We start from the raw sequence: 22,003 nt of genomic DNA on the forward strand, positions 1-22,003 counted from the left end.
CCTGCTGCAATAGCCCTTTCCAGTTCCAACCGGAACAGGAAATGAACTCCTGACGCAAACAGGCCCTTCAGGAAATACTCCTGAACGGCCTGTGGTTTAAGGATAGCAGCTGATTACACTGCCGCAGATATAAATCGCAAAGAAAATGCAAGCTGTATAGTTACACGCCCAGCCAGCGCTTGAACATATGCTTCGTCGTCTGCTTGTTGATCTCGGCAATGGAGGTGGTCAGCGGAATTCCCTTCGGGCAGGCGCGCACGCAGTTCTGCGAGTTGCCGCAGCCGTCGATGCCGCCGTCTTCCATCAGTGCCTCCAGGCGCTCATCGGAGTTCATCTCACCCGTAGGGTGGGCGTTGAACAGGCGCACCTGCGAGATGGCCGCAGGACCGATGAAATTGGTCTTCTCATTGACATTCGGGCAAGCCTCCAGGCAGACACCGCAGGTCATGCACTTGGATAACTCATAAGCCCACTGGCGCTTCTTCTCCGGCATCCGGGGTCCCGGACCCAGATCATAAGTGCCGTCGATCGGAATCCAGGCCTTAACCCGCTTCAGGGCATTGAACATCCGGCTGCGGTCAATCACCAGGTCGCGCACGACCGGGAAGGTCTTCATCGGTTCAATGCGCACCGGCTGCTCCAGATTATCGATCAGCGCTGCGCAGGCCTGCCGCGGCTTGCCGTTGATCACCATGGAACAGGCGCCGCATACTTCCTCCAGACAGTTCGATTCCCAGCACACCGGAACCGTATTGTCACCCTTCGCGTTCACCGGATTGCGCTGGATTTCCATCAGCGCGCTGATCACATTCATTCCCGGACGGTAGGCAAGCTCGAACTCCTCCGTATACGGGTTCGTTTCCGGCTCGTCTTGGCGGGTAATGATAAATTTTACGTTTTTGGGAGCTGCTGCAGTTTCCGCCATGTCAGTTACCTCCTAAAATTTTGGATAGCATAGCCTTCTCCGAATCCAGTTCGCCAAACTCGCTCCGGAAGCACACGCTTTAAGTTTTTAACGTAATGATGATCTTTCGTTTCCGGCGCTAACTGCACTTTGTACAATTAAAACCAGGGGTTCCAGGCTAATTTACGATTTAACTGCACTGAGTACAGTTATATTTCATAAAAAGGCTCATTCCAGCCAGTCCAGAAGATTCTAACTGCACTGAGTACAGTTATTCGTCTCCCATGCGGCAGCGGTGCAGGAATAGCTGCATGAAATACAGTTAAACTACAGATTCCCCGCCGCCAGGACATGCCAGCCATTCAGCGTCCCTACTGTACTGCCGCTTCGTCCTATCAGTCCTTCGAGTAATCCCGGACCCGCGGAGGAATCAGCGAGACATCGACTTCGTCGTAAGAGATTTGCGGGCCATCGGCCGTCCAGGTAGCCTTGGTCGTCTTGAGAAATTCCTCATCATTGCGCGTCGGGAACTCCGGCTTGTAATGCGCGCCCCGGCTCTCGTTGCGCAGCAGCGCCCCGAGGGTCATTGCTTCTGACAGCTCCAGCATATTCCACAGCTGGCGGGTGAAGGCAACGCCCTGGTTGCTCCAGCGTGAAGTGTCGCTCATGTTAATGTTGCGGTAGCGTTCCTTCAGCTCTTTGATTTTGCCGATGGTCGCTTCAAGCTTCTTGTTCTCACGCACCACGGTCATGTTGGCCGTCATCCATTCGCCAAGCTCCTTGTGGATTACGTAAGCATTCTCCGTACCTGTCATCCCCAGCAGAGACTCATATTTGTCCGTCTGAGTCTTGTGGAAGCTGTCAAACACCGTGGAGGAGATATCCTGGACCGACTTCTTGAGCCCCTTGATGTATTCCACAGCCTTCGGCCCCGATACCATGCCGCCATATATCGCCGATACCAGCGAGTTTGCTCCAAGGCGGTTCGCCCCGTGATATTGATATTCACATTCCCCTGCGGCGAACAAGCCGGGAATATTCGTCATCTGGTTATAGTCAACCCACATGCCGCCCATCGAATAATGCACAGCGGGGAAGATTTTCATCGGAATTTTGCGGGGATCATCCCCCATGAATTTCTCGTAGATCTCAATAATGCCGCCCAGCTTGACGTCGAGCTCCTTCGGGTCCTTATGCGAAAGATCCAGGTACACCATGTTCTCGCCGTTAATGCCCAGCCCCTGATCCACACACACATTGAAAATCTCACGTGTTGCGATATCGCGCGGCACCAGATTACCGTAAGAAGGATATTTCTCTTCGAGGAAATACCATGGCTTGCCGTCCTTATAGGTCCAGATACGTCCGCCTTCGCCGCGTGCCGATTCCGACATCAGCCGCAGCTTGTCATCGCCCGGGATGGCTGTCGGGTGGATCTGGATGAATTCCCCGTTCGCATAATGTACACCCTGCTGATATACAGCGCTTGCAGCGGTTCCTGTGTTAATGACCGAGTTCGTCGTTTTGCCGAAAATAATTCCCGGACCGCCGCTCGCCAGAATGACCGCATCCGCCGGGAAGGTCTGAATCTCCATCGTCTTCAGATTCTGGGCACTGATGCCGCGGCATACACGCTCGTCATCGAGGATGACGGAGAGGAACTCCCAGTTCTCGCTTTTGGTTACCAGGCCTTCAGCCTCCCAGCGGCGCACCTGCTCATCCAGCGCATACAGCAGCTGCTGGCCGGTTGTCGCTCCGGCGAACGCTGTCCGGTGGCGCTTCGTCCCGCCGAACCGGCGGAAGTCGAGCAGCCCCTCCGGCGTGCGGTTGAACATAACGCCCATCCGGTCCATCAGGTGGATAATGCCCGGTGCGGCTTCGCACATCGCTTTGACCGGAGGCTGGTTGGCCAGGAAGTCGCCGCCGTAGACGGTATCATCGAAATGCTCCCAGGGCGAGTCTCCCTCGCCCTTTGTATTTACTGCGCCGTTGATACCGCCTTGCGCGCAGACCGAATGTGATCTTTTGACAGGGACCAGTGAGAATAGATGTACATGCGCGCCGGATTCGGCGGCCTTAATGGTAGCCATCAGGCCGGCCAGACCGCCGCCCACGATGATGATATCGGCTGATGCCATGATTGTTCCCCTCCTATATTAAAATCTGTATATTCCTAAATAAAGCTGCGCAGCGACTGCATCGCCGTGGCCGCGGTTTGAAATTCATCGTCACGGAAAGTCACCAGTGACAGTACGAACATGAAGGTAACAAGTACGAACACACCGAGACAGAGGATAGAGGACACCCGCTGCGAACGCGGCCCCACAGTAATCCCCCAGCTGATCAGGAAGGACCACAGGCCATTGGAGAAATGGAAGCAGGCTGCTACAATACCGATGATATAGAAGGTCATCAGCAGCGGATTAGTCACAATATTGTGCATGACACCGCCCAGTTCTTCATGCTCTACATTGCCAAGCGCCACCTGTACACGGGTATCGTACAGATGCCAGACAATGAAGATGAAGGTGACGATTCCGCTGATGCGCTGCAGCGTATAACGCCAGTTTCTTTCCAGATTGTAGCGGTTCAGGTTCGGCTTCGACTGATAAGCGATGTACAGGCCGTACACTCCGTGGTACAGCAGCGGCAGCCAGATGCCGAACAATTCCAGGAAGAAGACCAGCGGCAGGCTGTTCAGCCAGAGCACACTGTCTGTGAAACCGGAAGCACCACCCTCTACTGCTGCGAAGTTCGTCAGCATGTGCTCAAGGAAAAAGGCCCCAAGCGGGATAATGCCGAGCAAGGAATGAATCTTTCTGGAATAAAATCCTCTCATGCAAAGTGTCCCCTTTCCAATTAAAACAGCGTTTTCAAATTATCTTTTTAAAGAGCATACACCGCCGGGAGTACAGTTGAAACAGGGCAGCGGCAGGCTGCAGTAAGCAGCAAAATGTCTATTTGCACCACTTTTCATTGTTTTCCCGGACTTTGCTTTATTATTCACAATATGTGAATATCTTGTGTCACTTTTCATGTTACTCTTTTTTCGCTTATAAGGGAATTGCAATCTAATTATTAATCGTTATACAATAAACGCATAAGAATATTTTTAATATGATAATAATTCTCATTTAGATTAGGAATTCACTTCAGTTTCAGACGAATACTCATATAAATCAACGTATCTCCCGGCTCCCGGCTATGCTTTTTATCACTAATTCATTGGAATCCTTAACCAGCAATCATCTAATACAATCCGCCGTTTACAGATCGGGACAAAGGAGTGCTTGTAATGTACGATGATTTAGACGCTTTTGCTGCAGTTGTGGAGCATTCCAGCCTGAACCGGGCCTCCCGCCAGCTTAACCTGTCCCAGCCCGCTCTGTCCCGTAAAATTTCCAAGCTGGAGGAACGGCTCGGCGTTGCCCTGTTTCACCGTTTCGGCAAGCGGCTGGAGCTTACAGAGGTCGGACGGCTTACTTATACCTATGCGCTGGAGCAGCGGCAGCAGCGTTCCAAGTTCCTGGAAGCGTTGTCCAAGTTCAAGGAAGGCGAACCGCAGCTCGTCACGCTGGGGGCCAGCCTGACCACACTGCAAACCACGCTGCCGCCGCTGGTGAATGCCTACATGGAGAAATACCCGGCGGCCGAGCTGAAACTGATCACCGGGAAGACGCATGAGATGGTTACCGCAGTCAGCGAGGGCAAATGCGATGTCGGCATCATCGCCTCCCAGGTTCAGGAGCCGGGGCTGCGCTGCATCCCGCTGTTCGAGGACCAGCTCCGGCTGGTCGTTGCCGAGCACCACCCGCTGGCCCAGTCTCCGCGGCTCACGATGGAGCATCTCTCCCGGCTGCCGATGATTCTCTTCTCCAAGGGCACCTGGTACCGCCGGACGACTGATGATCTGTTCCAGCGCTGCGGCGTTGATCCCGATGTGCGGATGGAGATCGACTCCTTCGAAGCGATTGTCCGGCTGCTGCCGACGATCAAGGCGGCCGCGCTGCTGCCGAAGTCTTATCTCCGCCCGGAGCTGCTGAACGGCGGGGGACTAATCTCCCTGCACATCAAGGAGCTGGAGCAGACACAGCGGACCACCTGCCTGATCTACCAGGGCAGCGGCGGACTTAGCACCGCAGCACGCTGCCTCGTACAGGTAACCGAAGAAGTGTTCCTGTCTGGACGCGAATAACAGAAATCACCCGGCAAGCTTCCATATCGCTATGGATTAGCCTGCCGGGTGAATGTGTTACAGAGATTTTATGACATAGAATTAGCGGAACTTGCCTGCATCAATGGCAGCTTGCTTCTCATCCAGAACTTCCTGGTAGCCTGCATCCAGGTAAGTCTTCTTGGCTGCTTCATAGGTAGCATCGAATTCAGCTTCAGGAGCGAGTACAACCTTCACGTACAGTTCCTGGAACAGTGTATTCAGGTCCGCTTTGTATTCGTTTACCTTCTCCAGTACAACGTTGAACAGGGCATCCGGTGTACGGAATTCGGCAACTTCATCGTAATACTTCACCAGATCATCAGCAAGCGTCTCATAGCCGGCCGGTGCCCAGTTGCGTAGATTAGCCGTGCGGGTTTTGGCTGCATCCGGATACTGGGCAATTTCAGTTACAAGGCCCCAGTAATCTTTGTTATTGTTCTGTGCCAGAACAGCTTCGCCTTTGTAATCTGGATTCTTCAGCGCGATGCCGTCTGCATCAAGCGTATAGTTCTCCCCTTCGATACCGTTCTGGAATTTGAACAGGTTCTCCGGCTGGCTGAGCCATTCCAGATACATCCAGACTGCAGCACGTTCCTCAGGTGTAGATTCATAGTTAATCCCCATGATGAAGCCGAACGGCCAGTAGGCGCGTCCTTGAGGCTTATTGCCTTCCGGAACACCTGCATATGGAGGCACTACAGCAAATTCAGCATCCGGGTTGTTCTGCAGGGTAGCCGCAAAAACATCCGTATTGTTTGCCAGGTAGAAGGCGAAGTTCCCTGTTTTGCCGGAAACAAATTCAGCTTTGACCTTAGGCTCGTCGTTACGCAGATAGAATTCCTTATCAAGCAGACCGTTATTATACTGATAGTTCAGGTTTCGTAAGAAAGCCTCTGTATCAGCCGTGGTAAGGTCAGCTACGCTAAGGTCGGAATACAGCGCACGGTATTTCGCGTCAACCGGCCATTCACGGAAGGCATAGTTAAAGTTGTAGAAGTTCTGCAGCAGGTTGCCGCCGGTCACACCGAGTCCGGCCTCTTTCCATTTCGCCAGCATCTCGTTGTACTTCTCCAGCGAAGTCAAATCTTCAACCTTCATGCCAACCTTTTCAACCCAGTCCTTGCGGATAATGTTGACGAAGTTGTCAGCTTCCGGGCGGGCAGCGAAGAAGAAGGTTTTCTGATCATCCACTGTACCATACTGCTCAATAGTAGAGCCCATGTTTTTCCAATAGGTTGGTGCGTAATTCTCGATTTCAGTATAATCCAGCGGCTGCATAACATCCTCACCATAATAAGTAAGCGCTTGCGGCATATCGTAATGGAAGATGATATCAGGGGCTTTATGCGATGCCAGCAGCTGCTCGTAATCTGTTACCTCTTTGGCGCGGGTAATCGGCACGTAATTGACTTCGATATTGTACTTGTCGCCAAATTCCGCTTGTACCCAGCGGGTATAATAGTTATCGGACACATTCCAGCCCTCATACGCCCGTTCGTAGACCGGAATATCCAGCGAGACCTTCTTCTCGAAGCCCTTGGAGTAATCAGGGAAACTTCCTTGAGTCTGGTTCGTGGCTGCGGCTGATTCTGCCGGGGCTGTGGTAGGCTCAGTGTTGCCATTCTTAGCGTTGTTATTTCCCCCGGAGCATCCGGCCAGCATACCGGCCGTCATCACAGATGCCATCAATAATGAAACAAAACCTTTTTTGTTCATCGCAATTCCCCCATTTGTAATTTTCGGATTCAAATAGAATTACTATATACTAGAGCGCTGGACTACTCCTTGACCGCCCCGAGCATAACACCTTGAACGAAGTATTTCTGGACGAACGGATACACACAGAGAATAGGCAGAGTAGCAAATACTACAACGGATGCCTTAAGGACCTCCGGATTACTGAGCTGGACCTGGGTGGCTTCCAGCTGGAAGCTTTCACTCGCCTGGATAACCAGATAATACAGCTTGAGCTGCAGCGGCCGCAGGGAGATCTCATGCTTAATATAGAACAGGGCATCCTGGTAAGCATTCCAGCGGCCGACTGCGTAGAAGAGCGCCAGTGTAGCCATAATCGGCTTGGACAGCGGCAGGACAATGCTGAACAGGATCCGGAAATGCCCGGCACCGTCGATCCGCGCCGATTCTTCCAGACTTACCGGAATACCGTGCGTTAGTGAAGTCTTCATAATCAGCAGATTGAAGGCACTGAACGATAAGGGCAGAACCAGTGACCAGATCGTATCCATCAGTCCCAGATTGTTAATATTCATATAGTCCGGGATGATGCCTCCACTGAAGTACATCGTGAACAGGAAGATGAAGGTGATGACCCGGCGGCCCTTGAACTGGGCTCTCGACAGCGGGTATGCGGCACAGATGGTCAGAATCATTCCCAGAATCGTGAATAGTACAGTCACGATAACCGTGATATACAATGAACGGAGGATACTGGCATCCGCGAAGATTTTTTTGTACGCTTCGATGGTGAAGCCTTGCGGCCACAGAAAGACCTTATTGGCAATGACAAAGGAGTCAGAGCTCAGGGATTTCGATACGACATGAATAAACGGCAGCAGGCATATTAGCGAAACTAAGATGATTGCGAAGCGGATCAGAAATTCCCAGATATCTATACGTGCTTTATGGGGTGCGGCAGAGCCCCCGGCTGTTGCTTTCATGGTTCCTCTCCTTTCTACAATATTCCATCCTCGCCAAGTTTCTTGGCTACACGGTCCGCTGAGATGACCAGAATAATACCGATGACGGACTGGAATAATCCGATGGCTGTCGCCCGGCTGAAGTTGCCGCTCTCGATCCCCCAGCGGTACACCAGCACCGGAATGGTCGTGGTGAACTCTGTGGTGGCCTTATTCTGCAGAGCGTAAATACGCTCGAATGAGCCGTCCATCACTTTCCCCAGAGCCATGATCAGCAAGGTCACAATAGTCGCACGGATGGAAGGCAGCGTGATATTCCATACTTTTCTCCAGCGTCCTGCTCCATCGACCGTAGCCGCTTCATACATCTCCGGATTAATCCCGCTCATCGCCGCCAGGTAGATAATGGTGCCCCAGCCCATACTCTGCCACACACCGATGGCCAGATAGCTGATCAGCCAGTTATTGTCTTCCTGCAGGAACGGAATACGGGTACCGCCCATGAGTTCAATCAGATTGTTAACAACACCGCCGCCTTCACTAAGAAGCTGATAAGCGATAGCCCCGATAATGACCCAGGACAGGAAGTGAGGCAAGTACAGTATCGTCTGATTAATGCGCTTGAAGCGTATGCTTTTAACCTCATTCAGCAGCAGCGCCAGCACAATCGGCATTGTGAAGCTGAAGCAGAGGTCAAGCACGTTGAGCAGCAGCGTATTCCGGACGGCCTTAATGAAATCGGCCTTGGCGAACAGTTCCCGGAAGACTTCCATTCCGACCCAGTCACTGCCCCAGAAGCCCCGTGCAATTTTGTAATCCTTAAAAGCAATTACAAGTCCGGTCATCGGCAAATATTTGAATACGATTACAAATGCCAGCGGAAGCATAACGAGCAGGTAGAGCTGCCAGTCACGCTGCAAATAATATCCGAATCCCTGTTTCTTTCTTAATAGAGGACTGTTGTTTGTTTGTGAAGCGCTTGCAACTTTCAAAATTTTCACCTCCTGCCTTCAATGTTCTTCTTGCCGGCCAATGTCCTCCGGCTCGATTCCTATGCTATCCCCTTTGCCTGATCTTGAAAATCATGAGTATTGATGATCACCATCAAAATTGATTGAAGTGCGGTTTCTAAGGCTTTACCGCGCCATAATGATCAAATATGATAGGCATTCCCAAAAATAAAGCGCTTTCATCAATAGGCAAAAAAAACGGCCAGGAGAACTCCTAGGAGCTCTTACTCTTGGCCGATTTAAAGCTGCTTGGCGGCATGCCTTCATATTTACGGAAAAAGCGGTTGAAGCTCTGAACATTATAATAGCCAACCTCTGCTGCGATTTGCTTGATGGAGCATTCAGTATCCAGCAGCAGCTCTTTGGCCTTCTCGATCCGCAGCTGATTCACAAAATCAATCATGCTATTGCCGGTTTGCTCATAGACGATCTTGCGCATATAAGAATAGCTGATGCCGATTTCCTTGGCCATATCCTCGAACACAATCTCTTCACGGAAATTTTTCTTCAAATAATGAATGATTCGTTCCGCATGATTGGTTTCACTCGTGCTGCGGTCCAGGCTCTGTACGATTTCAGTGAAGAAACCATGCAGATATTCCTCCAGCTCATCCAGTGTATCCATTGCAGCAAGAATGGAATACACATTCCCTCTGCCCATAACCATCCTGCCTGTGCTGATATGATTCTCACGGAGGTGCTTGATCGTTGCCCCCATCAGCTGATAGTAGATGAACATAATATTATCGTAGGAAATATTCTCTTCCGAAGCGATCTGGCTGCGGATGCTCTGAAGCTCTTTGAATATCCCGGCCAGCTCACCGGCATCCAGGAAGTTGAGAATCCTCCGCTCACTGCTCTCGGAATCGAGATATTTGCGGCTGCCCTCCTCTTCATCGTGCCAGTACATAATGCTTCCCGCCCCGTTAATCATCCGGCGCTTGATGACTTCCATCGCTTCAAACAGCCGCAGGGCAACCCTCTCGGGTGCGTCAGCCAAATCACTTACACCGATCGTGACTGAATGCTCCAGCAATTCAAGTGATTGATCCCGGATCTGCTCCAGCGCCTGACGGATCAGCCCCTCCTTCTCCCCGGACTCATCCGGAGCAAGGTTCAGCACAATCACTATACAGCCATCGTTATGATAGACACTGCGGGCGAGTATACCCTCCGGGAAGAAGCTCTCATACTTCGCATTCAGCAGATACCGGTGATAGCTGCGCGTCTCCACATTGGTATTGCCCACATACCGCCGGTACTGGTCGATAGACACGACAACAACCCTGTAGCATACTTCCGGAAAAGCCTCCGTGATCCGGGGCGGAATCTCACCGCGCAAAAGACGGTGAACTGCAAGACTCCGGGTATCCTGCTCACGCTCCTGCAGCAGCTGGAACAGGCTTTCCTCTTCCTCCTGCATGCGTTTGAACGCCATATCCAGGAAGGCTAGCTCATTCTTATTGACCACACCCAGGTCGCTCTTCGAGCGGATCGTCCGCACCAGCTGCCGGAGGGGCCTGGACAGCCAGGTCGCAAGAAAGATGGCAAGCAGCGTCCCGAGCAATATGATAGCTCCGGTAAGCAGAATGATATTCCCCTGCATATCCCGTGATTTGATCATCAGCTCATCCATGGAGCTCCAGCTCACATTCCACCATCCGGACATTGCCGAACGGCTCCATGCGTATATCATCCGCTTGCCGTCCAGCTCGTGGAATGTATAGCCTTCACTGGATTCCTGGTTCAGTATTTCCTGAAGGTAAGGCAGCTTCTGACCGTCAGAGAGCAGCAGTGAATGATCATTGTAGGAAATGACCTTACCGTCTGAGTCCAGCAGCAGGTAGTTGCTGTCTCCGATCTCTGTAGCATGCAGATATTTGCCGATCTGGCTCTCTTTCAGGTTGACTACGATAATCCCGCGGGTGGTGGAGGACAGGCGGTTGAGGGGATAAACATACGACACCACATTTTCACCCGACTCCAGCTTACGGGGAACCCACACCCCGCTGATGCCTCTGCGTCCTTCAAGCGCTTCTGTGATCCAATCGATGGACTCGTACCGTTCCAGCGTCGTGATGCTACTGTCAGTAGAGAACACATAATCCGAATCATTCAAATAAAAGTACGAAGAGTACACACCGTCTACCCGGCGGTTCAAGTTCAGCAGCTCTTTCGTCACGGAGAGTGCCAGGCTCACGTTGTTGTAATTTGCGTTAATTTCATCGTACGTCTCAAAGCTGCGGATACGGTCAAAAATATTCGTCGCCGCCAGACGCGACGTGTCCTGGGCCAGATTGGCAAGCGCGTTCTCATTTAACTTGCGGTTGGCATTCAGTCCGGCAAGCGTCGATTCTCCAATGGCTGCTTCTGAGTTCTGTATAATCTGTGACCCGCTGTACCATGTCAGAATCGCTGTGGGAATGGCCATGATGCAGAATAGTATCAGTGCCAGCTGCAGGATCATCGGTGTTTTTTTCATATTGCTATCCCCCTAAGGATGTCTCTATATATAACTGCCTTGAAATTATCTTCTGTCCATACCTCAGCTGGCTGTATCAATATGTTACCGCTTACATTTAAATTTTCCAACCCCCTGAGACAATTAATTTGTGCCTCGCGGCAAATCTCTCCGTCCGGATCACTTCAATGTTTTTATTTTAACATTTCAGATTACATTTTACATATGTGTATAGGAAATTTTTTCAAACAAATTCGAAAACGAAGCCCATTTCCGTCATTTGCAGGTGAATGTCACTTGACACCGGACCGATTTCCGCTTAAGGTTAGTTACATAAGTAATTAACCAGTTAGGTGGTGAAGCGGTGGGTATCCAGATGGATGACAACCGGCCGATTTTCGTGCAGATTGCGGAGCTGATTGAGAATGACATCATCGATGGAACCGTGCCCGAGGAGACCCAGGTGCCTTCCACGAACCAGTTCGCAGCCTTTTACAGCATCAATCCGGCAACGGCGGCCAAAGGCGTGAATCTGCTCGTAGAGCAGGGAATCTTGTATAAAAAGCGGGGGATCGGAATGTTTGTTGCAGCGGGAGCACGCTCCGAATTGACGAATAAGCGCAGGCAGCAGTTCTATGAGCAATATGTGGTGGCAATGATCCGTGAGGCCGCGAAGCTGGGCATTACAACGGAGCAATTGTCTGAAATGATCCGTAAGGGGGATGAGAACCGATGATGGTTACGGGGAAGAAGCATGAAGCAGCGGCAGCTCCATCCGGCGCAAAGCTCGATTTAAGCCATGTAAGCAAGGTTTTCCGCGGAGGCCAGGGCGTACATGATATCTCGCTGAGCCTGGAGCCGGAGATGATTCATGGACTGATCGGAGCCAACGGCAGCGGCAAAAGCACCCTGCTCTCCCTCATTGCCGGCCAGAGGTTCGCAGACAGCGGACTGATCACGTATGGCGGCGATCATGTGAATGAGCATGCAGCGGCACTGAGTCAGATCTGTCTGGTCAAGACCTATGAACGCTCCTGGGAGAACTACTCATTGAAGGAAATCTTCAAGTTCGCCTCGATCTTCTACCCCCATTGGGATGAGCAGCTGGCCAGTGAGCTGATGGACAAATTCCAGCTAAAGGGCAGCAAGAATTACCAGCAGCTGTCGCGCGGCGGCCAATCCATGACAGGGATCATTAAGGGGCTGGCCAGCCGTGCTCCGCTGACGCTGCTGGATGAGCCGGTAATCGGCCTGGATGCCTCGATGCGCGAAATCTTTTACCGGACCCTGCTTGAGGATTACAGCAATAATCCACGCACCTTTGTAGTAACTACACATCTGATCGAAGAAGCGGAGAACCTGTTTGAACGGATGGTTTATATCAAAAGAGGTCGTGTCGCCTTCCAGGGTCCTGTAGAGGATTTTGCCGCCAACGCCGTCTATGCTTCCGGGCCCGCTACTGTGCTGGAGAAGCTGCTGGGGGATGTCCGGGTACTGCACAGTGAACGCCTGGGGGGCAAGCTGCTGCTTGCGCTTGAGGATCTCTCCGGCCCCGCCGAACGCAGAATGCTCCAGGATCAGGGCGTTGAGCTGTCTCCGGTTCCGCTGCAGAAGCTGTTCGTATATCTGACGCTGCGCGATGCAGAGAATTCGCAAGGAGGCGGAAACCGATGAGCTACCGGAGTTTAATGAAGTTTCACCTGAAAGATTACCGCAGAGGCGCCTTGATTCTGCTGAGTATATTCGTATGTGTGGACACCGCCCTGGTACTGTTGATGAAGTTTCTGCCCGCCTGGGATATGGGAACGGCGGACAATATCTTCAGCATTAACCGCAATATTATGTCTATCTTCATGATTATCAGCATGATCGTTACGGTGGCCATTACCTTTCCGCTGATGAGCAGCTTCAGTGTGACCCGCCGCAATTTCTACGTCAGCTCGCTGCTGGCCCTGCTGGCCTTCTGCATAACGGCTGCGCTGGCGGAGACTGCCGTGTATCTGATCGGCCGGGCTGTTCTTCCTTCGATCGGACTCCCGGTTGATGTGGACCGGCCGATCCTGCTCTCTGCGTACGTGTTCATGCTGACCCTGCTCGATGTCTCGGTAGCCACCTTCCTGATCGGCGCCTGTTATTACAGATTCAAAGTAATCACCGGAACCCTGCTGGCCATCGTGTATTTCGGGGCTGTCTCCCTCATTTCCCAAATGTTCCCTTCGATGGAGTACATGGAGAACTTCGCACTATTCTCTTCAGATCCCGCAATGCTCGAGCCTGGAACCACTCTCCTCGCGTGGGGGATCATCGCCCTGTGCGCGGGGGCCGGGTGGCTGATATACCGCCGGACTGACATACGGATGTAGCCGTCTTTCTGAAGAGCAAAAAACGCCCGGCTGCACGTCAGCCGGACGTTTTTTTGCATTCTTTTATAGAGATACACAGGCTGGTATTCCGCACCTAATCCGCATTCACCGCTTCATCCTCGAACTCTCCGATGCTGTCATTGGAGCCGATAACCACCATAATATCCCCCTGATGCACATGGTCATGCGCCGTCGGGGCAACGATGATGCCGTCCTCACGGTTCAGGGCGATGATGCTGCAGCCGTATTTGGCGCGCGTGTTCAGCTCGGAGAGGCTTTTGCCGTCCATACAGGCAGGCACTGTCAGCTCAACAACCTTGTAATCCTTGGAGATCTCAATATAGTCCAGTAAGTTGGGTGTCACCAGCTGGTGGGCCACACGGATTCCCATATCACGCTCCGGAAAAATCACCCGGTCCACGCCCAGCTTCGACAATGCGCGCCCATGCAGAATCGAGATCGCTTTGCCGACCACCTGCTTGACACCAAGCTCCTTGAGCAGAATTGCGGCCAGTATGCTCCGCTCCATATTATCGCCGATCGCCACAATCCCGCAGTCGAAATTGCGCACTCCGAGGGAGCGCATAATCCCTTCATCCGTAGCATCCGCCATCACCGCATGGGTCAGCCGGCCGGTCATTTCCTCCACCCGCTCCTCCTGATGGTCGATCCCAAGCACCTCATAGCCCATGGACATCAGCTCTAGCGCCAGACTTGAACCGAAGCGGCCCAGGCCGATTACAACAAACTGTTGTGCTTTCATGTCTCTATTTCCCCTTATCCAATTATCATTTTGCCTTCCGGATACTTATACAAAGGTTTACCCTGTTTCGGACCCAGTGCATAGGCCAGCGTCAGAAGTCCAAGCCGTCCGGCGAACATCGTCAGGCAGATCAGGATTTTGCCGACCTGTGTCAGCTCCGGCGTCAGTCCCAGACTTAGTCCCACATTGGCGAAGGCCGAGGTCGTCTCGAACAGAATCATCAGAAAAGGCAGACCCTCTGTAGTCGACAGCATCATCGATACCGCAACGATCAGCAGCAAGGCCAGCAGCGTAATGGTCAAGGCCTTGAATACGCGCTCCTGGGCCAGCCGGTAACGGAAGAGTACGATGTCCTCCCGGCCGCGCAGCATGGAGATGACTGCTCCGATCATCAGCGTGAAGGTTGTCGTCTTGATGCCGCCGCCGGTTGAACCCGGGGAAGCGCCGATAAACATCAGAATGACGATGAAAAACTGTGTCGCCTGGCGCAATCCTGTAATATCCAGCGTATTGGCTCCGGCTGTACGCGGTGCAACGGACTGGAACAGGGATGCCCAGATTTTGGTCCCGAGGTTCATAGGTCCCAGCGTCCGTGCGTTGGTGAACTCGAAGATGAAGATCACTGCCATCCCTGTCAGAATAAGTCCGAAGGTCATCGACAGCACTACCTTACTGTGCAGCGACAGCCGGCGTTTCCTCCGGTACTCGGCCAGATCGGACATCACGATGAAGCCAATCCCGCCGGAGATGATCAGGAACATCACGACCAAGTTGATCACAGGGTCACCGACATATGCTGTCAGGCTGTTATCATGGCCGCCAAACAGATCAAACCCGGCATTGTTAAACATCGACACCGCATGAAACAGGCCATAATATAAGGCACGCGGAAGCGGCATATCAAAGGCAAAGCGGACGGACAGCAGGATGGCTCCTGCCGCCTCAATAACCAGCGAGTAGATCAGCACTTTGCGGATCAGCCGCACAATCCCCTCCATCGAGCTCTGATTCATTGCTTCCTGAAGAATCAGCCGGTCCCGCAGCGAGATTCTGCGTTTAAGCACAAGCGCAAACAGCGTGGCCATCGTCATGAAGCCGAGTCCGCCGATCTGGATCAGCACCAGAATGACGGCCTGTCCGAATCCGGTGAGGTGGGTTCCGGTATCCACAACGGCAAGTCCGGTCACACATGCGGCAGAGGTCGCAGTAAACAGCGCATCCATGAAATGAAGCGGCTCCCCGGCTACACTTGATACCGGAAGCATGAGCAGTAAAGTGCCTATCATAATTACTGCGGCGAACCCAAGCACCAGGATTTGCGGAGGAGCAAGCTTCAGAAATCTGAAGCCCGTTATTTTGGGAAACGGTGAAACCAAACTCCTCATCCTTTCAGGTTCCTTATTGGAAGTTAAGAATTGTTCAATATCAAATAAACATACAAAATTATATACGTTATTGCCTAACTTCACAAAGAATCATTTTCAAAATAAGCTGGAGTACAAATAAAGAACAATCTGCAAATAAACAAGCATAAGCTTGGACCTCTCCACGTAAAAGGATAATACGGCAATTTTTTGTAACTGCCGGGCAAGTAATATTATAATGGAATGTACAAGAGTATTCATTTCAAGGAGGCGTTTCATGAATCCCGTCGGCCAGCCCCTACAGCAGCGGCCCCTTACCACCAAACTTATCCTTGCTGGAATTCTCGGACTTATTGTGTTTGTCATGTTCCAGGTCGCCCCCCAGCTCTTCCAGGGCTCCGGTGAGGACACAGCAATTATCAGCAAAAGCGAAGTGCAGGACAAAGCCGCCGCATTCGCAGCACAGCAGCTCGGCCACGAAGCAGGAGTGAAGGATGAATGGACTATCCTCTATAAGACAGACTCCTCTTTCTACGGCTATATGTCCCGGGAGAAGCTACTTGAGGATTACACCAAGAACAAGCTGGACCAGCGGTACCCGTTCGATGTCTACCATGCCGCACTTTATCCTTCCGGTGAAGCGGATGCCCTGCTCTCCGTGGATATCAATATGTATACCGGTGAAGTAGTCGCCTTCGCCCGCGGAGCCGATGCCGGTGCCGCAGGACTCGATTACGGGGAAAGACCGGCCAAGGTTGTAACGATTTCTGCCGGTACTGCAATAACTGCAAGCAGTGAAGCGGGTCTTACCCTCGAGCAAAAAGAAAAGCTGGCCCGCCCGTGGCTGCAGCTATGGGGTGCAAATCCGGCGAAGCTCCAGATCGAGACGGGCAGCGATGAGTACGGGCTTGTCTACACGGAGAGCTCGGTTAAGGTCGGAGATGCGCTGCTGCATTATAACTTTAACTTCTCCGGTGAGCAGGTCTCCTATTTCCGCGCAGGATTCACTGCCCCGGCCTGGCATGATAGCTATGTTGAAGACCAGACCGCTCTTGCCAAGAAGCTCACCTTGTTCGGCTATGGTCTGCCTACACTGCTTCTGGGTATTCTTGCGCTGATCTACAGCATTCTGCGCCGGGGTCACACGTCCTGGAGGCGCGGGCTCTTCCTTAGCTCCGCCCACTTCCTGATTATGATGGTCAGCAGCTACAATGTGCTTCCCGAATCAGGCGGTGACAGTGCCGAAGCGCGGATTACCGCTGTAGTGATGTTCATCATCTATGTTCTGTACAGCCTGCTAATGTCCTCACTGCTCTACTTCTCACTGGTTGGAGGCGACGGCCTGTGGCGCGCAGAAGAGAAGCTTAACCCCTGGCCACGTGCCAAAGAGCCCGGTTACGGCCAGTATGTACTGGACAGTATCCGCGCCGGATATGTGTGGGCATTCGTCCTGCTCGGCGTGCAGACCATCATGTTCATTATTCTGTCGTTCGCCTTGGATAACTGGTCCACTACGGATGCCAGCCAGTCTCCCTACAATATGAAATACGCCTGGCTGCTGCCAATTGTCGCCTGGCTTGCCGGTCTCTCTGAAGAGGCTGTCTACCGGTTGTTCGGCATCCGGATGCTCAAGAAGCTCGTGAAGAATACCTTCATTGCTGCACTGATCACTACGCTGATCTGGGCGCTCGGGCATACCCTCTACCCGATCTATCCGGTCAGTTCGCGCCCGATTGAGCTAACCGTAATCGGTTTGCTGTTCAGCTATATTTTCCTGCGCTACGGCTTCATCGCTGTGATGTTCAGCCATGTGGTGTTTGACAGCATACTGATGGGGGCCACGCTGATCTTCATGCAGGATAAGGTGAACATCGGCGCCGGTATTGTCACGATCATCCTGCCATTCATCGTCGGCTACATCGTGTACCGCTTCAACCCTCCGCGGGGGCCGGAGCAGGCGGAGCCGGTCCAGCCTCTGACCTAGACATAGACAGAACCGTATTGATCGGCCCTGCATATCCAAATGAGGCTGTCCCAGAAGCCATGAATGGCTGCTTGGGACAGCTCTTTATTTTGTAGTAGCATCAACGTGGGCACTTGGGTGGACGCTCCGCGAACGGACCGTTGTTTATGCGGGATACGAAACACTTTTTCAACAAACACAAAAAAAGAAATCGCCTTTTTGGTAAAATGGAGGTACCGCCCAACCATTTCAAAAGGAGCGATTTCTTTGTACATTCAATAGTCCATGGACCAACTTTGCTTGCCAATGGATCTGGAAAATGACATTCCTTTGGACCCCCTCGCTCGTGTCGTGGATGCAGCCGTCAACCGGCTGAACGACACCCTCTTTGACGCTGCCTATTCCCGGTGGCGGCCGCGACAGCTCCCCTCCTGAAAGGCTCACCATAGCCATCATCTACGCCAATCCCCAGCGCACTTATTCGTCCCGCCCAATCGTTTACAGTGCCCCGATTACGGTGTGCGGTATGCGGTATGCGGTATACTTAATTGCACTTCGTACAACTAAATCGTCTGATTTATAACCGATTCTCCGTTTAGTTGTATTTCGTACAATTAAATGGCCATGTGAACCTTCATTTTCACCATTCTGGCAGATTTAGTTGTACAGACTACAGTTATAAGAGGCAAGCCTGCCTTTTCGCAGTTTTTAATTGCACAGTATACAACTATTAGTGAATTCCCACTTGGAACTGAATACATCAATTGCTGCATTGTTGGATGAACTCGGCGAGTCCTCCAAATCCAAATCAGTGGTGAGAAACTTGAACTTGCTGCGACGCGGGAGCACGAAGAACGATTGCTGCAGAAGCCCAAAGATAAACCGCTGGGAGCCCTAAATAGGTGTCTCAAGTAGAAGAAATTCTACTTATGGGATAGCCCCTTCTGCTCATAATCCGGTAGGTACACCGTCTTTAGGCCTCGTCCTGCACAGATTGATACGGACGGCAGGGAAACCGGAGCCGGATCAGCGTCCCTTCACCAAGCGAGCTGTGAATGGCTACGCCATACTGCTTGCCGTACTGCAGCTGAATCCGCTGGTCCACATTGCGGATGCCATAGCCGATTCCCTGGCCCGCAGGCTCCAGAATCTGCCCGATCAGCTCTTCCTTCATCCCGAGCCCGTTATCCTCCACCTCGAAAATCATATCCGCTCCTTCCCGGTAAGCCCGGATGATCAGCGAGATCTCATCATCGTACCAGGCATGCTCCAGCGCATTCTCCACAAATGGCTGCAGAATAAACTTCACGCTCTCGCTCTCCAGAACCTCCGGTGCAATATCATAAGCCACCTGGATACGGTCCACATTCTTAATCCGCTGAATATCCAGATAAGACTCGGCAATCTGCAGTTCCTGCTCCACCGGAATGATCATCTCCCCGCGGTGCAGCGTCAGCCGGTAGAACCTGGCCAGCGAACGGATGACCTCATGCAGCTTATCGATCTCCCCCAGCTTGGCCATCCGGCTGATCGAAGAGAAGGTATTATACAGGAAATGCGGATTCATCTGGGAATGCAGCACCTGCAGCTCGGTCTCTTTCTTCTCCAGGTTGACGACATAGACCTCGTCAATTAACCGCTGTATCGTTGAAGCCATGTCGTTAAAAGCACTGCCGATTTCCGCAAACTCATCATTGCCCTGCACCGGCATCCGTTTGTGGAAATCCCCTTCCTTAAAAGACTTCAGGGAAGCGATCAGCTTCTGGAAGCTCCGTGCGAAATACTGGGACATCACCAGACTGATCAGAAAGAGCAGGATCAGAGTGATCAGACAGATGCCGATGGTCACATTACGGACCTGCTGTGAATTCTTCTGCAGTGAAGAATACGGAATCCAGGCTACTACGCTGGCGGGCATATTCGTAACCGGCTGTTTAATTTGCATATAGGAATCCGGCTGCTGAATATAGCCTGAAGCAGCTGAGGGCAGCAAATCCGGTTTAACCTTGTTGCGGGAGCTTATGAAGAGCAGGCGGTTGTCATTATCCACGATGAACAGAATACTGTCCTCGCCCAGCTGTCCCGAACCGGCATCAGAGAAGATATACTTCATATTCGCCGTCATTTTGATCAGGCCGTTCAGCTGCAGTGTATCGTAATTGATCAAGGGACGCAGGTAGGAGATGCTCGCGTCCGTCCTGTCATTGCCCACCTGCCGCCATTCATAGGAGCCGTAATGCAGCTTCAGCCTTCTATACCAGTCTTCATTCTCAATACGGTCCATGTGAAATAGGGAATACTTACGGACATCGCCCGTTGCACTCTCGTTGTAATAGAATTCTCCGACATTAGGGTTGCTGACATACACGGACAGCTTAACCTCCGGGTCCGGCAGATTCGCAGCATTCTCCAGCCTCGGAAGAATATACTGCGACATGATGCTATATTTCTCCCAGCCGGAATGATAACCTGTTAAATAACGCGAGAGGGTCTGATCCGCATACAGCTCGTCGGTGCTGCGGACCACATCCTTCAGCCGGTAATCGACGTTGCTGGCAATTTGCCTGACAGCCACCTCCAGATTGCTTCTGGTGTGCTCCTCAGTGGAACGCACGGAGGAGACATAGGCGTAGCTTCCGATGCCGATAACCGGTGTCAGCACCAGCAGCAGATAGGAAATAAGCAGCTTGTAGCCCAAGGGCAGGTATACGGGTTTCGTACGCTTCCTCTGCATGCCGGATCAGCTCTGCTTTCTGTAATCGGCTGCAGTAATATTGAAATATTCCCGGAATTGCCTGCTGAAATAAGCGATATTCTTGTAGCCCACCTTATCAGCCACTTCGTAGATTTTGTATTGATGCTGATCAAGCAGGAGAATCGCTTTCTCCATCCGGATCCGCACAAGGTACTCATTGAAGCTCTCGCCTGTGTGCTCCTTGAACAGGACCCCGAGATGGTTGGGTGAATAGGCGAAATGGCTGGCCACCAGCCGTAAGGTAAGATTCTCCGTCAGCCGCTCCTGAATATAGACCTCAATTTGCTCCATCAGCCGGCGGTTCTTATGCTGCTTCTTCATAAACAGGATCTCGGAAATCTGGAACAGCGTATACCGCAGCCAGCGCTTAATATCATCCACCGTCTCCAGATGATGAATGGCGTCCATTTGCTGCAGACTCTCATAGGTTTCGTTCAGCGTCCCCAGATAGGCTTCGAGCCGGGTGACGATATGAATGGAGAAATGATAGACCTTCACCGGATGCTCGAACAGGGCCGCCATCTCGAACAGCTCATCGATGCAGTCGCAAATATCAGCCAGCCTGTAGCCTGCCATAGCCCCGAACATTCCCTCCAGCACGACGCTCAGCTCTTTAATATCCTGGGTCATTCCCGGCTTGTTCATTACGGGGGGAATCACTCTGTTCTTGCCGAGGAACATTTTTCCGTTCATATACGCCTTGGCCTGGGAAAAAGATGAGGTCAGCGCTTCCAGAGCAAACACCTCAGCTCCATAACTCACAGTAATAGTATAAGCAGTGTGCCGGCGAACCTTCAGCACCAGCTGCTGAAGCCACTCCTCCAGCTCCAGACGCTGCCCGGTATACACGAAACCAAGCTGTGAACGGTTCAGCCGGCACCATTTCCCCGCACCGGCAGATTCAATCTCTGTCCCAATATATTGGAACAGCCTGTCCAGACCGGCATAGACCTCCTCCGGATGCTCCTGCACCCGCCGGAGGACATCATCTGCCTCAATCAGCACTGCGGAGGCGCTGGAGAAGGCCAGATCCAGCGGATACCGGGCCAGGAAGGCCCCCAGTGTCGCACCGTCAATACTGCCTTCCAGCAGGTGCTGCAGCACATCATTTTTGATGAAATCAAAGGACGCGATCACGCCGCCGTCTTCCGGACCTTTGCTCCGCTCAAGATTCAGTTCAGCCGTAGCGGTGCGCAGCACGCCGATGAGCTCCTCATCATCAACCGGTTTCAGAATATAGGCATGCGCCTTCAAATCAAGCGCCTGCTTCGCATAGTGAAATTCCTGGTATCCGCTGATGAACACGATCTTCAGCCCCGGATTCAGCTCCAGCGCCAGGCGGGACAGCTCCATGCCGGAAACCACGGGCATCCTGATGTCCGTGATCAGCAGATCAATCTCATGATTCTCGATATATTGAAGAGCGGCAAGCGGATTACTCTCGCTGCAGACCACTTCAATGGCAAGCTCACTCCAGGGAATCAGGCAGCGCAGACCCTCCAAGTCATAATTTTCATCGTCCACCAAGACGGCTCTGTACATCGCAA

General features: G+C 52.2%; 16 protein-coding genes. 5 read left to right on the top strand and 11 right to left on the bottom strand.

What is annotated here, in order from left to right:
* Window positions 1-160: 160 nt before the first annotated feature.
* The 3 genes from sdhB to GC101_RS17910 all read right to left on the bottom strand — a co-directional run bounded on the left by sdhB (window position 161) and on the right by GC101_RS17910 (window position 3,743).
* Window positions 161-925 carry a succinate dehydrogenase iron-sulfur subunit gene (sdhB, locus tag GC101_RS17900; protein ID WP_042139785.1) on the bottom strand — a complete coding sequence of 255 codons (765 nt, stop codon included), beginning with the start codon at window positions 923-925 and terminating at the stop codon, window positions 161-163.
* A gap of 374 nt (window positions 926-1,299) precedes the next feature.
* Complete coding sequence (gene sdhA, locus GC101_RS17905; RefSeq protein ID WP_039306935.1) at window positions 1,300-3,042, bottom strand: succinate dehydrogenase flavoprotein subunit; 1,743 nt, start codon at window positions 3,040-3,042, stop codon at window positions 1,300-1,302.
* Window positions 3,043-3,077: 35 nt separating this feature from the next.
* Entirely contained in the window at window positions 3,078-3,743 is a 666-nt protein-coding gene (locus GC101_RS17910; RefSeq protein ID WP_042139787.1) for a succinate dehydrogenase cytochrome b558 subunit, read from the bottom strand.
* A 456-nt stretch (window positions 3,744-4,199) separates the two neighbouring features.
* Between GC101_RS17910 and GC101_RS17915 the strand changes: the two genes are divergently transcribed.
* Window positions 4,200-5,099, top strand: a complete 900-nt coding sequence (locus GC101_RS17915; RefSeq protein WP_171718343.1) for a LysR family transcriptional regulator — start codon at window positions 4,200-4,202, stop codon at window positions 5,097-5,099.
* An 81-nt stretch (window positions 5,100-5,180) separates the two neighbouring features.
* Here GC101_RS17915 and GC101_RS17920 read toward each other — a convergent pair whose 3' ends face one another.
* The 4 genes from GC101_RS17920 to GC101_RS17935 form a co-directional block, all read right to left on the bottom strand.
* Window positions 5,181-6,836 (bottom strand): type 2 periplasmic-binding domain-containing protein, encoded by a 1,656-nt coding sequence (locus GC101_RS17920; protein WP_171718344.1) that lies wholly within the window; start codon window positions 6,834-6,836, stop codon window positions 5,181-5,183.
* A gap of 62 nt (window positions 6,837-6,898) precedes the next feature.
* Complete coding sequence (locus GC101_RS17925) at window positions 6,899-7,798, bottom strand: carbohydrate ABC transporter permease (RefSeq protein ID WP_171718345.1); 900 nt, start codon at window positions 7,796-7,798, stop codon at window positions 6,899-6,901.
* 14 nt (window positions 7,799-7,812) lie between these two features.
* Window positions 7,813-8,769: an ABC transporter permease gene (locus tag GC101_RS17930; protein ID WP_246354387.1), complete on the bottom strand. Its 957-nt coding sequence runs from the start codon at window positions 8,767-8,769 to the stop codon at window positions 7,813-7,815.
* 232 nt (window positions 8,770-9,001) lie between these two features.
* On the bottom strand, window positions 9,002-11,269 hold the full coding sequence (locus GC101_RS17935; RefSeq protein WP_171718346.1) for an AraC family transcriptional regulator: 2,268 nt from the start codon (window positions 11,267-11,269) through the stop codon (window positions 9,002-9,004).
* A gap of 343 nt (window positions 11,270-11,612) precedes the next feature.
* Between GC101_RS17935 and GC101_RS17940 the strand changes: the two genes are divergently transcribed.
* From GC101_RS17940 to GC101_RS17950, 3 genes are read left to right on the top strand one after another with little or no spacing between them, the layout of a single operon-like run.
* Window positions 11,613-11,984, top strand: a complete 372-nt coding sequence (locus GC101_RS17940; RefSeq protein WP_144026186.1) for a GntR family transcriptional regulator — start codon at window positions 11,613-11,615, stop codon at window positions 11,982-11,984.
* A complete protein-coding gene (locus GC101_RS17945) occupies window positions 11,981-12,922 on the top strand; it encodes an ATP-binding cassette domain-containing protein (RefSeq protein ID WP_171718347.1) in 942 nt (313 codons plus the stop codon). Before GC101_RS17940 ends, GC101_RS17945 begins: the two co-directional genes overlap by 4 nt.
* Window positions 12,919-13,611 carry a hypothetical protein gene (locus GC101_RS17950; RefSeq protein WP_171718348.1) on the top strand — a complete coding sequence of 231 codons (693 nt, stop codon included), beginning with the start codon at window positions 12,919-12,921 and terminating at the stop codon, window positions 13,609-13,611. The genes GC101_RS17945 and GC101_RS17950 overlap by 4 nt, the downstream gene beginning before the upstream one ends.
* A 94-nt stretch (window positions 13,612-13,705) precedes the next feature.
* Here GC101_RS17950 and GC101_RS17955 read toward each other — a convergent pair whose 3' ends face one another.
* Both GC101_RS17955 and GC101_RS17960 read right to left on the bottom strand, forming a co-directional pair.
* The gene (locus tag GC101_RS17955; protein ID WP_039306954.1) at window positions 13,706-14,374 is read right to left on the bottom strand and encodes a potassium channel family protein; all 669 of its coding nucleotides are present in this window, start codon (window positions 14,372-14,374) and stop codon (window positions 13,706-13,708) included.
* Window positions 14,375-14,388: 14 nt separating this feature from the next.
* Window positions 14,389-15,759: a TrkH family potassium uptake protein gene (locus tag GC101_RS17960; protein WP_171718349.1), complete on the bottom strand. Its 1,371-nt coding sequence runs from the start codon at window positions 15,757-15,759 to the stop codon at window positions 14,389-14,391.
* Between the two features lie 256 nt (window positions 15,760-16,015).
* Between GC101_RS17960 and GC101_RS17965 the strand changes: the two genes are divergently transcribed.
* Entirely contained in the window at window positions 16,016-17,722 is a 1,707-nt protein-coding gene (locus GC101_RS17965) for a CPBP family intramembrane glutamic endopeptidase (protein ID WP_171718350.1), read from the top strand.
* A gap of 952 nt (window positions 17,723-18,674) precedes the next feature.
* Here GC101_RS17965 and GC101_RS17970 read toward each other — a convergent pair.
* Together GC101_RS17970 and GC101_RS17975 are read right to left on the bottom strand one after the other, a co-directional pair.
* Complete coding sequence (locus tag GC101_RS17970; protein WP_171718351.1) at window positions 18,675-20,435, bottom strand: sensor histidine kinase; 1,761 nt, start codon at window positions 20,433-20,435, stop codon at window positions 18,675-18,677.
* A gap of 6 nt (window positions 20,436-20,441) precedes the next feature.
* Window positions 20,442-21,998: a response regulator gene (locus GC101_RS17975; protein WP_171718352.1), complete on the bottom strand. Its 1,557-nt coding sequence runs from the start codon at window positions 21,996-21,998 to the stop codon at window positions 20,442-20,444.
* Between the last annotated feature and the right edge of the window lie 5 nt (window positions 21,999-22,003).

Origin of the sequence: Paenibacillus phytohabitans (assembly GCF_013141775.1) — a bacterium.
Taxonomy (GTDB): domain Bacteria; phylum Bacillota; class Bacilli; order Paenibacillales; family Paenibacillaceae; genus Paenibacillus_AQ; species Paenibacillus_AQ phytohabitans.